This window comes from Streptomyces antarcticus (genome assembly GCF_026627255.1).
In the GTDB taxonomy this organism is placed as follows: Bacteria; Actinomycetota; Actinomycetes; order Streptomycetales; family Streptomycetaceae; genus Streptomyces; species Streptomyces antarcticus.
This window is the reverse complement of sequence record NZ_JAPNLM010000008.1, coordinates 47,043-59,731: the sequence shown is the minus strand read 5'-3', so window position 1 is coordinate 59,731 and position 12,689 is coordinate 47,043. Positions and strand designations below refer to the sequence as shown.

Below are 12,689 nucleotides of genomic sequence, written 5' to 3'. Positions count from 1 at the left end.
GCACCCCCATGGAAGGCGAAGTGGCGACGAAGACCGGCGGCCCGCTCTCGGACCTGGACTGGCTGCTCAGCGGCCTGGTCCAGCGAGTGCCGTACACGCGCAGCGCCGTACTCCTCACCGCCGACGGGCTCGTGGGCTGCGTACACGGCCTCGACGCCGACAGCGCCGACCACTTGGCGGCCCTCGCGTCCGGGCTGTACTCGCTGGGCCGCAGCGCCGGTTCCCGCTTCGGGGACGGCGCGGAGGTCCGGCAGGTGGTGGTCGAGCTGGACACCGCGCTCGTGTTCGTCTCGGCGGCCGGGGCCGGAACCTGCCTCGCGGTCCTCGCCGACCGCGAGGCCGACGCCGGGGTGCTCGGCTACGAGATGGCGATGCTGGTCAAGAGCGTACGGCCGTACCTGGCGGTCCCGCCCCGGCGGCCCGCCGCCGATCCGGGGCCGTGAAGACCCGCGCCCCGGGGGCGTGCGCGCCGCAACGTCCGTACGGCAGGGGCACAGGCCGAGGCGGCGGTGCCGGGAGCGGCGTCGGCAGCGGTCCCGGCATCGGGAGCGGCATGGGGAGCGGCATGGGCAGCGGGTGGGACTCGCCCTTGCTCGACGACTCGGCGGGCCGGGTGACGCGCCCGTACACCGCCAGCGGCGGGCGGACCCGGTCCGCCGCCGCGCTCGACCTGCTGTCGCTGGTCACCGCGACCGGTGTACGCCCGCGCGTCCCGCTGGGACCGGAACACACCTCGGCGCTGCGGCTGTGCGCGGGCGCCGCCGCGGTCACGGTCGCCGAGGTGGCCGGACAACTGCGCCTGCCGGCGGGCGTCGTGAAGGTGCTGCTGTCCGACCTCATGGAACACGGGGCCCTCGAGGCGCGCGCCCCGCGCTTCCCGGCCTGCGGCGGCCCGCTCGTCGCCGACGACCGGTCCCTTCTGCTGGCGGTGCTCGATGGCCTGCGCAACCGACTGTGACCTCGGCGCGCCCGCCTGACGAGCACATGTCCACGGCCAGATCATCGTCTTCGGAGTCGGGGGAACCGCCATGACGTACTACGAATCGACCGGACACCTGCTGCTCACGCCGGTGGACCGGGAGGCGCCGGCCCGCGCCGTCCGGCTGCGCGAACTGGGGCTGGGGGAGCGGACGGACGCCGAGCTGGACGCCTTCGCCCGGCGCGTCGCGGAGGTACTGGACGTGCCCTACGCGGGGGTCAACTTCGTCGGTGAGGAACGGCAGTTCTTCGCCGGGCTGCACCACGCGCCCGACGCCCCGCAGAGCGGGTACCCGGCGCGCGTCCTGGCCCGCGACCGGGGCTACTGCCCGCACGTGGTGGTGCGCCGCCGGGCGCTGGTCCTGGAGGACGTACGGGACTTCGCGCGCTTCGCGGGCAACGCGGTGGTCGACGGGAGCGGGGTGCGCACCTACCTCGGCGCGCCGCTGACCGACCGGCGCGGGATCGTGCTCGGCACGGTGTGCGCGGTGGACGCGGTGCCGCGGCGGTGGGGGACCCAGGGGCTGGCCGCCGTCAAGGAGCTGGCGGCCGAGCTGGTCGCGCTGGTGCACGAGCGGGAGGACCGGCGGGCCTGAGGCGCGCGCCGCGGGCGATTGTCAGAGGCGGGGTCTACGGTCGGCGGACCGGGTTCCACCCGATGCCGGACTCCGGCGTCCGCCGTCTGGAGTCCGGCACGGCCGCCCGGCACGGGCCGCCCGGCCCTGGATCTGCGTCTGGAGAGGAGCCGCGGGGATGGCCACGACCGCGCAGCAAGTCCGTTCGATCGCAACTACGCTCCCGGAGAGCACCGAGAAGCTCGCCTGGGGCATGCCCACCTTCCGGGTGCGCGGGAAGATCTTCGCCGCGCTGGCGGACGACGACACCTCGATCGGCGTCAAGTGCCCCAAGGAGGACCGGGCCGAACTGATTGCGGCGGAGCCGGAGAAGTTCTTCATCCGCGAGGGCCACGACGACAACTACGCGTGGCTCCGGGTGCGCCTCGCGGCGGTTGGGGACGAGACCGAGCTGCGGGCGATCCTGACGGACTCCTGGCTCCAGGCCGCCCCGAAACGGCTGGCGGCGGCCCATCCCGAACTGGGCGGGGGCGCCGGCTGACGCCCCGGGGTGATCCCGGGGCCGCCGGGCCCGCGGAAGCCGCACCCCGGTACGCGTACCGCGGTCAGCCCACCGCCCCGGCGGGCAGCAGGAACGCGGTGATCCGCTCCCGCAGGCCGTACGGGTCCAGCCCGTGCGCGGCGGTGTGCTCCCGAACCGTGCCGTAGCGCCGCAGTTCGGCCCGGCCGACGCCCAGCCCCAGCACCCGGTGGGGCACGTCCGCCAGGGCGGCTCCCGCGGCGGCCGCCGAGGTGCCGGCGAGGTAGGGCTCGACGAGGACCACGGCGGGCACGGAGCGCCCGACGGCCTGCCGCAGCGCCGCGTCGTCGAAGGGCCGCACCGTGGCCGCGTACAGGACCGTCAGGTCGAGCCCCTCGGTGGCGGCCAGCACGTTGTCGAGCAGCGGACCCACGGCGACCACCACGCCCGCGCGCCCCTCCCGTACGGTCCGCAGGCGCGGGCCGTCCACCGGGCGGGGCGCAGCGTTCGACTGCTCGGAGAGGCGTACGTACACCTTGTCGTCCCCGGCGGCGTACGCGTGGCGCAGCAGTGCCTCGGCCTCGTCGGGGTGGCCCGGGACGTGGACGGTCCAGCCGTCCAGGGTGTCCAGGAGGGCGATGTCGCCCGGTGCCATGTGGGTGAACCCGCCGGCCGGCCAGTCGTAGCTCGCGCTCGCGCTGACCAGGACGCCGCCCGTGCCCTGGTGGCCGAAGTCCAGCTTGACCTGTTCGAACGGCCGCTCCACGAGGAAGCTGGCGAAGGTGTGCATGACGGGGCGCAGCCCGGTCAGTGCCATCCCGCCGCCGACGCCGACCAGGAGCTGCTCCCGGATGCCGACGTTGACGACCCGGTCGGGGTGGCGCCGCTGGGCCGGCCGGAACCCGTCCATCGAGATCTCGGCCAGCACGAGCGCCAGCCGCGGGTCCTCGTCGAGGAGGCGCGACGTGACCGAGATGAACCGTTCCCGCATGGTGTCCATGGCTGTCCTCACTTCTTCTCGACGCGGGCGACCACGACGTGCGGCCGTCCGGGGTGCGGTGCGGTGAAGGCCGCCCACAGGGCCGCGTGGTCCCGCCCGTCCACCGTCACCGCGGACCAGCCGGACGCCTCGAAGCGGGAGGCGATGCCGCCGGGCCAGCCGTGCGTGGCGGAGTCGTTGTCGATCACCACGGTGTGCAGCCGCTCCAGCCCGGCCGAGCCGGCGTACGCGAGCGCCTCGTGGTTGCTGCCCTCGTCCAGCTCCGCGTCGCCGATCAGCACCCACACCGCCGGTTCGTCGAGCCCCTGCGCGCGCAGCCCGAGCGCGCTGCCCACGGCGAGGGGCAGTCCGTGTCCGAGCGAGCCGCTGCCGATCTCCACGCCGGGGACGAGCGTGCGGTCCGGGTGGTGGCCGAGGGGGGAGTCGTAGGAGCCGAAGCCGCTGAGCCATTCGACGGGGAAGAACCCCTTCGCGGCGAGTACGGCGTAGTACGCCATGGGCCCGTGCCCCTTGGACAGCAGGAACCGGTCCCGCCCGGCGTCCTCGGCGGTCCCGGGGGTCACCCGGAGCACGCGGTCGTAGAGCACCCACAGCACGTCGAGGGTGGAGGTGGCGGCGGGGCCGTGCTTCTCGGCCCCGGTCATGAGCGCGATCAGGCGGCCCAGATCCTCATGGCGGAGCCCTGTGTCCGCGGTTGCCTGTGTCATGCACTGATCGTGCAACCTCAAGTCGGCTTGAGGTCAAGGGCCTGTTTCCCCGGCCCGGGAAACAGAAAGGTGCGCGCGGCCACCCCATGAAGTGCGGTATTGTTCTCCTGCGCGTTCAACCAGGGGAAAACCCCAGGTCAACGGGCATCGGGACGTGGCGCAGCTTGGTAGCGCACTTGACTGGGGGTCAAGGGGTCGCAGGTTCAAATCCTGTCGTCCCGACTCGAAAGAGTCGCAGGTCAGAGGCCGTGTCGGAGAAATCCGACACGGCCTTTTGGCCATTTCTGGGGACCAGATGGGGACCAGCGCACTTGACTGGGTCCGAAGCGCACCTTGACCCGGTCAAGGTGCGCTTCCAGCAGCGGGGACGTGGTGGTCAGAGGCCTGGCCCAGCCGCCTTCATTTGCGCCTGGCGGGACGGATCGCGTCCCATGTCGGCATGTGCCGAGCCACCGCCCGGGGGTTCATGGCGTGTCGTTGGCCATCGACGCCCACGCTCGCTTGGCCGGGGATCAAACAGGTCCCGCGTGAAGCCGCCGTCGGTGGGCACACGTCAGTGGCTCCCAGTGCGGCCGGCAAGCCCGAACGACTCCAGGTCCTCCGTCAGAACACTGCGACGGTTGGGTGAGCTGACGGCTGAGTGGGCTCACCGGCTGGGCGGTATCGACAACCACACCACGCGCATCCATGCGGTCGGCACCGATGAAACGGGACGGTGTGTTCCCGCTCGTGGCGCTGGCCGAAGGAAGGAACGCGAACGGCCTTGCGCTGGTGCGTACCGGATCGGGCGGCGCCCCGTCCCCGATGGTCGGTCTGAAAAGCACTCGACGGCGTGACTCGGCCTTCTTCGACGCAGACAACCCGGGCCAGTGGATGCTGCATTGCCACAACGCCTATCACGGTGAAGCCGGAATGATGGCGAACGTGGCCTACCGCGCTGCCTGAGCGCGGCGCCCCCGACTTCGGGCACAGGCCCGGCGCGTCAGTCGGCGTGCCGGGCCGGTCGTGGTGACGACGTGCAGCGTCAGCTGACGATGAGTGTCCCCTTCATCTGTGGGTGGATGGAGCAGAAGAAGGGGTAGCTGCCGGGCTTGGACGGTGCGGTGAAGGTGGCGGACGCGCCGCCTTCGATCGTGCTGGTGTCGAAGGCGTAGCCCTCGGTGGCGGTCAAGGTGTGCGGAGCCGAGTCCTCGTTCATCACGGTGACTGTTGCGCCGGCGGTTACCTTGACCTCCGCAGGGATGAATTTGAGGCCTTGGATGCGAACCTCTGTACCCTCGATCGTGACGGTCGACGTGCTGGCGGGTGGGGACAGGGGCGCGGCGCTGGTACTTGTGGCGCCGACGATGGCGAGCAAGGCGCAGGCGGCGCCGACGGCTGCTCCCCGAGTACGGTTACGAATGCGGCGGGACCGGGTGAGTGACATGGCCACCCCTCTCACGGATCTGTCATGGTCTTACCGGCCCTGACGGTCTCTCTCTTTCGTGACCTCGCCCGGCCGGTTCACGTCCGCCTGCCGTGGGCGAGGCGGGAGGGTTCGAGGAGGCCCTGGGTAGAGCAGAGGACGCGGCGACCCTCTGCCGACGCCTGACCGACGTACACCTCGCGGCGCATGAGTCCTACCTGACGTACGCGCTGTACGCGTACGCCAAGGTGCGGTTGCTCGCGGACACCGAATTGCACCAGGCGCGGGAGTGCATCACCCAGGCCTCACGATGTGCCGCGAGCTCGGCCGGCACGAACCCGGCCTCGTCGCCTATCACCTCCCGGACACGGAGAGAACGCGTAGGCGGCTCTGTGGCGCGTCACAACCCCGCTTGATCGCCCTCCCCTTTCCGAGGCGTCATGCTGACTACCCGTCACCCGGCCGTTCGGTGGCTGCTGTGATGAGGTCGAGGACCGCGCGGATGCCGCCGTGGGCGTAGGCGTGGCGCTGGCGGTCGGCGGGGGTGCCCCGGCGGAGGAGCCGGGTGAGCCGGGCGGTGACGGCCTGGGTGTCTCCGGCCTCCGCGAGGGCCGGGGCGATGTGGTGCATCAGCCGGTCCAGCAGCTCCCGGGCGCTCAGCCGGGTACCGCAGGCCGTCAGGAGGGCCCCGCCGAGCCCGTGCCGTGCGGCGTACCAGTTCGCTGCCTGGAGCATCTCGGGCGGGCAGGAGGGCAAGGGGGTGGCCGCCTCGGCCTCGCGCAGAGCCGTGGCGACGAGCGCGCGGGCCAGTCCGGCGAACAGGACGGCGTCGTGGGCACGCAGCTGCACGTCCGCGCACCGGATCTCCACCGTCGGATAGCGCTCGGACAGCCGTGCCTGCCAGTAGATCTGGCCGGTGTCGCGGATGACCCCGCCGGCCACGAGGGACCGTACCCGCCGCTCGTGGTCGGCGAGCCCGTCGAACCGGGGAGGGGGGCCGCTGACCGGCCACCGTCCGAAGACCACCGTACGCCAGCTGGCGAAGCCGGTGTCCATGCCGCCCCAGAAGGGGGAGTTGGCCGCCATTCCCACCAGTGCGGGCAGCCACACACGGATTCGGTTGAGGACCGCCACCCCCTGGTCGCGGTCCGGGACACCCACATGGATGTGCATGCCGTTGATCAGCTGTTCGGCCACCAGCTGCGGCGCCTGCTCCCGCAGTTCCAGATAGCGACGGGTCTCCGTCACGGGTACCGGTGCTGAGTGCTTCAGCGGAGGGGCGCCGCAGGCGGCGACCCGGCAGCCGAAGGCCTCGGCCGATGGCGGTGCGGTTGGCATGTGGCGTAGGTCAGCGGGCGGCGCCCCGGGGGACGGCGAAGTCGGTCAGGCGGGCCGAGCCCGGCGCGAGCGGCTGCCAGGGACCGGGGCAGGCAAGCACCGCGATCGCGGACGTCGGAAATTGCTCGGGCAAGCATTCGATTGCCTTGGCATCCGCACCGTCCACGGCCTCGCGGGCGAGGCGGACGGCCAGATCCGCCAGGCCCGGGTTGTGGTCCACGAGCAGCAGCGTCCGTCCCTCGTCCGGTACCTCGGACATCACTTCCAGCAGGTCCTCCGGCTCGGCGGCGTACACCCGTTCGTCGAAGCGCACGGGGACCACGGCGCCGAGCTGTCCGGCCGCCGGCGCCCAGGTCTCGAGGGCCCGCCGGACGGTGGAACAGATCGCCAAGCGACCGCCACGACCATCGCACGTGCCGGAGTGCCGTAGGGTGGTATTACCGACGCGGGGTGGAGCAGCTCGGTAGCTCGCTGGGCTCATAACCCAGAGGTCGCAGGTTCAAATCCTGTCCCCGCTACTGCTGGAAGAGGCCCAGATCCCATGGATCCGGGCCTCTTCTGTATCCGGCATCACCGCAGCCAGGAATCGACATCCAGTGCATTGCGGAGCTCAAGCCGATAGCACTGGAGTCGAAGGAGATCCCTTCACCGCTGCGTTCGAACACAGTTGTGGCGTCTCGAGCGTGCGGATGCTCTCAGGGCTGCCCAGAACGCGTCGGCCGGGACCACAGCTGCGACGGCTCAGTTGGACCCTTGGCCACCCAGAGCGTGGCGCTGCATCAGCCGGGATATGTCCTTCGCGGTGACGATCCCCACCAGATGGCCGGAGTCCACTACGAGGATGGGCATGCCGGTCCCTGGGCCGAGCCGGTCGAGAACTTCGCTCAGAAGCTCGTTCGGAGCGGCAGTCGCACACTGTGCGAGCGCCGTCGCCACCTCGCGTACGCGTAGCGCTTCCCGGTTCGCTCCCGGGATCGAGGCCAGCCTGCGCATATGCACGATTCCGCTGGGACGGCCTTCGAAGTCGAGCAGCGGCAGGGCGGAATGCCGGGATTTCACTGCTACGTCGTCGATGAAACGCCGGACGGTCAGCCAGTCGGGGCCGGTGGCCACCGGGTTGGACATTGCATCGGCCACGCCCACACCCTGTACGGCCGTGTCGAGAACGGCGCGCTGCCGTTCCGCGCCGGCGACGACCGTGATGAAGAAGCCGACGAGGATGAGCCACAGCCCGTCCGGCGCCCCGCGCAGGAAGAGAATCCATCCGACGGCTGCCAGCAGCACTCCCATGACCTGACCGCTGCGGGATGCCGCCCGATCCGCACGCTGCCGGTCTCCGGTGCGCCACCACAGCAGCGCCTGGAGCACCCTTCCGCCGTCGAGCGGAGCGGCGGGCAGCAGGTTGAACACGCCCAGGAACAGGTTCGCCCAGCCGAGCCACACCAGGACGGCCGCGGGCACCGCCCAGCCGAGCAGCGCATCCAGCCCTATTCCGGCTCCGAGTGCTACGCCTCCGATGGCCAGGCTGGCGAGGGGCCCGCTGACCGCCACCGCGAAGACCGCCGCGGCGGTCTGCGGGCGCCCCATCCTGGTCATCCCGCCCAGCGCCCACAGCGTCACGTCCTGTACCGAGATCTTCCTCCTGCGGGCCGTCGCGGCGTGTGCCGTCTCGTGGAGCAGCAGGCTGCCCATGAGCAGCACCGCTCCTACGACACTGGCGACGGCGTACACGGCATCCGAGCGTCCCGGAGCCAATGCGGGGAGGGTCTGGCGGCCGAGACCGTATGCGAGCAGCACTACCAGCAGCGGAACGCTCCAGTGCATCCGCAGCGGTACTCCGACAACACGTCCGACACGGACGGAGCCGTTCATCGTCGTCTCCTGCCGGCTCGGCAGCCGGTCCATCCGAGCAGGACCCGCGACCTGCGCTCCGTGAACCGACCGGCACGGCACTCACCCACAATTGTCACTCTCGGAATCTCCGGCAGTCGACCGGTGCGGCCGCGGTCGGCGGTGGCGTGCATGGGGATCGCCTCAGGAGCCGGAGGGAAGGCCGACGCCTCCAGCTTGCGATCACCACGACCCTCACACCGGCCGTGATCAGTGCGTTTCCCTTGTTGGTGCGCCAAGGCTCGCGCGCCACGCCTGCGAACGGCCGTGCCGTCCGGCGGTAGGTCCCTGTCTGCCGGTGAGCGCGCCGACGACGTCCAGCGGGGGGTCCCGCCGTGTTCTCAGAACTGAGAAGGCGACCGCTCGGGCGTCCGGGGCTTCTGCAGCCGGGCCGCGAGCTTCTCGGGCAGGCCGTCTCGGTTGGCCGGGGTGAGGTGGATGACCTCGATGTCGGCGCGCCGCTTGAGGGCGTCGGTGAACGGATCGCGGTGCGCGTGGATCGTGGCTACGACGTCGACGTCCGCGGCGAACAGCGTGATGACCGCGTCCCGGAACGCCGTGCACGCCAGTTCCATCCGCCCCAGCTCGTCGATGAGTACCAGCCGCCCTGTCGCCTCCTCGATTGCCGTCGGCCGTAGCGACGGCAGCGCCAGTCGTTCCATGACACTCAGGTCTACGCCGTATTTTCCTACCTGCGGCGGGCCAGGGAGGTCGACATGGGCGAGCACCTCGCGTCGGCCTGCCAGGGTCTCCAGGGTGAAACCGACCCGGATGCCGGACTGCCGGATCTCCTCCGTGGTAAAGCCGGCGGCCGTGTGGGCGGGCAGTAGCGCGGCCAGCCGGCGGAGAGCGGTCGTCTTGCCTGCGCCAGGGCGGCCCTCGAGCAGGATCCTCGTCGGCACACTGCCATCCTCACCCCTGCTCCTGAGCGCGGCCGGGTCAGATCGGCCGAACGGGGGTTTTGGTCTGCGGACCGGTGCTGGCGCCGCCGCCCGCGGGTATGGCGGGGCGCATGAGCGGAATTGAACTCAGCAGCACCGCGTTCGACGACAAAACGGTGATCCCCCGCCGGTACAGCGGGGAGGGAGAGAACATCTCACCGCCCCTGACCTGGTCGGGTACCCCAGGGGGCCACGGAGCTGGTGCTCCTGTGCGAGGACCCGGACGCGCCAAGGGACGACCTTCCTGCACTGGCTGGTGACCGGCATCGATCCGGGGACGACCGGGGTGGCGGAGGGCCAGAAGCCCCACGGCGGCCTGCCATGGCCCAACGGCTTCGGGCGCGTGGGCTGGGGAGGGCCGATGCCTCCACCGGGGCACGGGCCGCACCGGTACTTCTTCCACCTGTACGCCCTGTCCGAGCCGCTGGCGCTGCACGACCGTCCGGGTGTCGAGGACGTGCACCGTGCCCTGAAGGGTAGAGAGCTCGCCTCCGGCACCCTGATCGGGACCTATCGGCGCTGAGCGCATCACCGCCGGTCGTACCCGTGGGCGCCGTACCGCCGGACGAACCGGGCCGCGCCGCTGTCCAGAGTCCGCGCGATCAGTGAACATCATGGTGGTTCACCCCAATGAGGGGAGACGGAACCCTGTACACACCTACTTCGAAGCAACCCCATTTGCGACTTCGGCGCAAGCCGGGGACGGTCGGCGTATGGAACGAATCCGAGCGGTCCTGATCGACATCGACGGTGTGCTCACGGTGTCGTGGAAGCCACTGCCCGGCGCCGTAGAGGCCATGCGGCAGCTCCGGGCCGAGGGACTCCCGCTGGCGCTGGTCACCAACAACACCTCACGGACTCGCGCCTCGATCGTCGCGAAACTATCCGGTGCGGGCTTCCCCGTCGGCGTCGACGACATCTTCACCGCACCCGCCGTCACCGCCGCATACCTGCGGGAGCACTACCCCGGCGCCCGCTGTCTGCTGGTCAACACCGGCGACGTCCGTGACGATCTCGCGGGCCTGACGCTCGTCGACGAAGCGGAATCGGATGCGGACGGCGCCGCGCTGGATGTGGTCGTCTTCGGGGGAGCGGGCGAAGCGTTCAGCTATGGGGCCCTCAACCGAGTCTTCAGGCATCTGCAGCGTGGTGCGCGTCTCGTCGCCATGCACCGGAATCTGTACTGGCGTACCGCCACCGGCCTCGACCTCGATACCGGGGCCTTCCTCCTGGGACTGGAACGGGCCGCCCGGGTCGAGGCGGAGATCACCGGCAAACCCGCCGAAGCGTTCTTCGCCTCCGCCCTCACGCAGATGGGCGCCACCCCGTCCGAAGCCCTCATGGTGGGCGACGACATCGAATCCGACGTGCTGGCGGCCCAGCGCAGCGGAATCACCGGCGTACTCGTCAGGACCGGCAAATACCTGCCCGAGACGCACCGGGCGGCCGACGGTACACCGGACCACGTCCTCGACTCCTTCGCCGACCTTCCCGCGCTGCTGGAACGGCTCGGGCACCGGGAGTGATGCAACGGGCGGCGATCCTGCCGAGGCAAGCCGTCCGGCGCCGTGTCTGAATTGATAGCGAATGGTGGCTCTCGGTAGTTTTATGCGTGCACTCCGGATGACTTGCTTGAACCGGTAGCGAGGATTCGGACAGGAGGTGCAGGCCAGTGCCGGGTTCAAGGCGGGAAGCGCGGCTGAGGAACAAGGCACGGCGTGCGGTGGTGCGGGGGGCCGACGGCTTGGACGCGCGGCTGCCGCTGTCGGAGCTGGCTCGGTCGGTCGTGCGGAAGGTCTTTCCCGACCACTGGTCGTTCCTGCTGGGCGAGCTGGCGCTGTACAGCTTCATCGTGCTGTTGCTGACCGGGGTGTTCCTCGCCTTCTTCTTCGATCCGTCGATGCGAGAAACTCCTTATCAGGGTCCCTACGAGCCGTTGCGTGGCGTGCTCATGTCGCAGGCCTACCTCTCCACCCTGAGGATCAGCTTCGAAGTACGGGGCGGGCTGCTGATCCGTCAGATCCATCACTGGGCCGCGCTGGTGTTCCTCGCCTCCATCGGGGCGCACATGCTGCGGGTGTTCCTCACCGGCGCCTTCCGCCGGCCCCGCGAAACCAACTGGCTGGTGGGCGTGACACTGTTCCTGCTGGCACTGCTGGAGGGCTTTGCGGGATATTCCCTGCCCGACGACCTGCTGTCGGGCACCGGCCTGCGGATCGCCCAGGGGATCATGCTGTCGATCCCAGTCGCCGGCACCTATCTGAGCTTCTTCGCCTTCGGCGGCGAGTACCCCGGGGACGACATCATGTCCCGCCTCTACCCCATGCACATCCTGCTGGTCCCCGGCCTGCTGCTGGGCCTGATCACGGTGCACATCCTTCTCGTCTTCACCCTGAAGCACACGCAATGGCCGGGGCCCGGCCGGACCGGCCGCAACGTCGTCGGCCTGCCCTTCTTCCCCCAGTACGTGGCCAAGTCCGCCGGGTTGTTCTTCACCGTCTTCGGACTGATGGCCGTCCTGGGAGCCGTCGCGCAGATCAACCCCATCTGGACCTACGGCCCCTACCGCGCCGACGTGGTCTCCACCGGCGCCCAGCCCGACTGGTACGTCGGGTTCCTGGAGGGGGCGCTGCGGCTGATGCCCGGTGTCGAAACACGCCTGTGGGGGCACACGATCATGTGGAACCCCCTGCTGACGGCGGTGGTCCTGCCCGGCATCCTCTTCGGGATCCTCTACGCCTACCCCTTCTTCGAACGCTGGATCACCGGCGCGGCGGGGGAGCGCCATCTGTGCGACCGTCCGCGTGACCGGCCCGTCCGCACAGCTCTGGGTGTGGCGGCACTCTCCTGCTACGCCGTGCTGCTCCTCGCCGGCGGCCAGGACATCCTCGCCTTCGTCTTCGACGTGCCCGTGCACGCACTGACCTGGGTGCTGCGCGTCGGGTTCTTCGCGGTACCGGTGACGGTCTTCTGGCTCACCCGGCGGCTGTGCCTGGCTCTCCAGTCGCGCGAGGGCCGACTGCTGGCCGAGGGGGACGCGTCCGGCCTGGTGCACCAGAGCGCCGAGGGCGGCTTCCACCCGCAGCTTCGGGCCCTCACGGCCGTCGAGCGGTACGCCGTGCTCGCCAGGGAGCGGCCACGGCCGCTGCGCCCCGTCGACGATGCCGACGCCGACCGCGGTGTCCTGCGCCGTCGGCTGGACGGGGTGCGGTCGGCGATCAGCGCCTGGTACTACGAGGACCAGATCGCCTACCCCACGACCGCCGAAGAGCGCCGGAAGATCGACGCGACCATCGCGGGACCGGATGCTCACGGGTCTGCCGAGGGCGGCTGAA

13 protein-coding genes, 2 tRNA genes and 2 pseudogenes are annotated in these 12,689 nt (G+C 70.7%); 10 read left to right on the top strand and 7 right to left on the bottom strand.

All coding sequences use genetic code 11. The features are described from left to right. The first annotated feature begins 8 nt into the window (after positions 1-8). The 4 genes from OTB16_RS14525 (at position 9) to OTB16_RS14510 (ending at position 2,094) form a co-directional block, all read left to right on the top strand. The gene (locus tag OTB16_RS14525) at positions 9-443 is read left to right on the top strand and encodes a roadblock/LC7 domain-containing protein (RefSeq protein ID WP_267720750.1); all 435 of its coding nucleotides are present in this window, start codon (positions 9-11) and stop codon (positions 441-443) included. A 122-nt stretch (positions 444-565) separates the two neighbouring features. Further along, positions 566-958 carry a DUF742 domain-containing protein gene (locus tag OTB16_RS14520; RefSeq protein ID WP_267720562.1) on the top strand — a complete coding sequence of 131 codons (393 nt, stop codon included), beginning with the start codon at positions 566-568 and terminating at the stop codon, positions 956-958. Between the two features lie 70 nt (positions 959-1,028). Beyond that, entirely contained in the window at positions 1,029-1,574 is a 546-nt protein-coding gene (locus OTB16_RS14515) for a GAF domain-containing protein (protein ID WP_267720561.1), read from the top strand. Between the two features lie 157 nt (positions 1,575-1,731). Further along, positions 1,732-2,094, top strand: coding sequence for an MmcQ/YjbR family DNA-binding protein (locus tag OTB16_RS14510; RefSeq protein ID WP_267720560.1), 363 nt, complete (start codon positions 1,732-1,734; stop codon positions 2,092-2,094). 64 nt (positions 2,095-2,158) lie between these two features. On the opposite strand, the gene OTB16_RS14505 is transcribed toward OTB16_RS14510, so the two are convergent. Both OTB16_RS14505 and OTB16_RS14500 read right to left on the bottom strand, forming a co-directional pair. Further along, positions 2,159-3,073: a transketolase family protein gene (locus OTB16_RS14505; RefSeq protein WP_267720559.1), complete on the bottom strand. Its 915-nt coding sequence runs from the start codon at positions 3,071-3,073 to the stop codon at positions 2,159-2,161. A gap of 8 nt (positions 3,074-3,081) precedes the next feature. Then, positions 3,082-3,780, bottom strand: a complete 699-nt coding sequence (locus OTB16_RS14500) for a thiamine pyrophosphate-dependent enzyme (RefSeq protein WP_267720558.1) — start codon at positions 3,778-3,780, stop codon at positions 3,082-3,084. Between the two features lie 148 nt (positions 3,781-3,928). Here OTB16_RS14500 and OTB16_RS14495 point away from each other — a divergent pair. Both OTB16_RS14495 and OTB16_RS39575 read left to right on the top strand, forming a co-directional pair. Further along, positions 3,929-4,002 (top strand) — tRNA-Pro (locus OTB16_RS14495). Between the two features lie 489 nt (positions 4,003-4,491). Next, positions 4,492-4,725, top strand: a pseudogene (locus OTB16_RS39575) (multicopper oxidase domain-containing protein); the annotation flags it as partial. 79 nt (positions 4,726-4,804) lie between these two features. On the opposite strand, the gene OTB16_RS14485 reads toward OTB16_RS39575, so the two are convergent. The 3 genes from OTB16_RS14485 to OTB16_RS14475 form a co-directional block, all read right to left on the bottom strand. Next, positions 4,805-5,206, bottom strand: a complete 402-nt coding sequence (locus tag OTB16_RS14485) for a cupredoxin domain-containing protein (RefSeq protein ID WP_267720557.1) — start codon at positions 5,204-5,206, stop codon at positions 4,805-4,807. A 426-nt stretch (positions 5,207-5,632) separates the two neighbouring features. After that, positions 5,633-6,523: a carboxylate-amine ligase gene (locus tag OTB16_RS14480; protein ID WP_324290824.1), complete on the bottom strand. Its 891-nt coding sequence runs from the start codon at positions 6,521-6,523 to the stop codon at positions 5,633-5,635. A 10-nt stretch (positions 6,524-6,533) separates the two neighbouring features. Continuing rightward, on the bottom strand, positions 6,534-6,914 hold the full coding sequence (locus OTB16_RS14475; protein WP_267720556.1) for a SixA phosphatase family protein: 381 nt from the start codon (positions 6,912-6,914) through the stop codon (positions 6,534-6,536). A gap of 53 nt (positions 6,915-6,967) precedes the next feature. On the opposite strand from OTB16_RS14475, the gene OTB16_RS14470 reads away from it, so the two are divergent. Beyond that, positions 6,968-7,041 (top strand) — tRNA-Met (locus OTB16_RS14470). 223 nt (positions 7,042-7,264) lie between these two features. Here OTB16_RS14470 and OTB16_RS14465 read toward each other — a convergent pair. After that, positions 7,265-8,395: a site-2 protease family protein gene (locus OTB16_RS14465; protein WP_267720555.1), complete on the bottom strand. Its 1,131-nt coding sequence runs from the start codon at positions 8,393-8,395 to the stop codon at positions 7,265-7,267. Between the two features lie 359 nt (positions 8,396-8,754). Continuing rightward, complete coding sequence (locus OTB16_RS14460; RefSeq protein WP_267720554.1) at positions 8,755-9,315, bottom strand: nucleoside-triphosphatase; 561 nt, start codon at positions 9,313-9,315, stop codon at positions 8,755-8,757. Between the two features lie 110 nt (positions 9,316-9,425). Here OTB16_RS14460 and OTB16_RS14455 point away from each other — a divergent pair. The 3 genes and pseudogenes from OTB16_RS14455 to qcrB all read left to right on the top strand — a co-directional run bounded on the left by OTB16_RS14455 (position 9,426) and on the right by qcrB (position 12,688). Continuing rightward, positions 9,426-9,877, top strand: a pseudogene (locus tag OTB16_RS14455) (YbhB/YbcL family Raf kinase inhibitor-like protein). 190 nt (positions 9,878-10,067) lie between these two features. After that, positions 10,068-10,880, top strand: coding sequence for an HAD-IIA family hydrolase (locus OTB16_RS14450; RefSeq protein ID WP_267720553.1), 813 nt, complete (start codon positions 10,068-10,070; stop codon positions 10,878-10,880). Positions 10,881-11,026: 146 nt separating this feature from the next. Then, positions 11,027-12,688 carry a cytochrome bc1 complex cytochrome b subunit gene (qcrB, locus tag OTB16_RS14445; protein ID WP_267720552.1) on the top strand — a complete coding sequence of 554 codons (1,662 nt, stop codon included), beginning with the start codon at positions 11,027-11,029 and terminating at the stop codon, positions 12,686-12,688. The last annotated feature ends 1 nt before the right edge of the window (position 12,689 follow it).

What these genes read in the sequence shown, in the direction of transcription:
- OTB16_RS14515 (WP_267720561.1), top strand. Translation starts at nt 1,029, where the DNA reads ATGACGTACTACGAATCGACCGGACACCTGCTGCTCACGCCGGTGGAC.
- OTB16_RS14520 (WP_267720562.1), top strand. Translation starts at nt 566, where the DNA reads ATGGGCAGCGGGTGGGACTCGCCCTTGCTCGACGACTCGGCGGGCCGG.
- OTB16_RS14450 (WP_267720553.1), top strand. Translation starts at nt 10,068, where the DNA reads ATGGAACGAATCCGAGCGGTCCTGATCGACATCGACGGTGTGCTCACG.
- OTB16_RS14485 (WP_267720557.1), bottom strand. Translation starts at nt 5,206, where the DNA reads ATGTCACTCACCCGGTCCCGCCGCATTCGTAACCGTACTCGGGGAGCA.
- OTB16_RS14465 (WP_267720555.1), bottom strand. Translation starts at nt 8,395, where the DNA reads ATGAACGGCTCCGTCCGTGTCGGACGTGTTGTCGGAGTACCGCTGCGG.
- OTB16_RS14480 (WP_324290824.1), bottom strand. Translation starts at nt 6,523, where the DNA reads ATGCCAACCGCACCGCCATCGGCCGAGGCCTTCGGCTGCCGGGTCGCC.
- OTB16_RS14500 (WP_267720558.1), bottom strand. Translation starts at nt 3,780, where the DNA reads ATGACACAGGCAACCGCGGACACAGGGCTCCGCCATGAGGATCTGGGC.
- OTB16_RS14525 (WP_267720750.1), top strand. Translation starts at nt 9, where the DNA reads ATGGAAGGCGAAGTGGCGACGAAGACCGGCGGCCCGCTCTCGGACCTG.
- OTB16_RS14510 (WP_267720560.1), top strand. Translation starts at nt 1,732, where the DNA reads ATGGCCACGACCGCGCAGCAAGTCCGTTCGATCGCAACTACGCTCCCG.
- OTB16_RS14505 (WP_267720559.1), bottom strand. Translation starts at nt 3,073, where the DNA reads ATGGACACCATGCGGGAACGGTTCATCTCGGTCACGTCGCGCCTCCTC.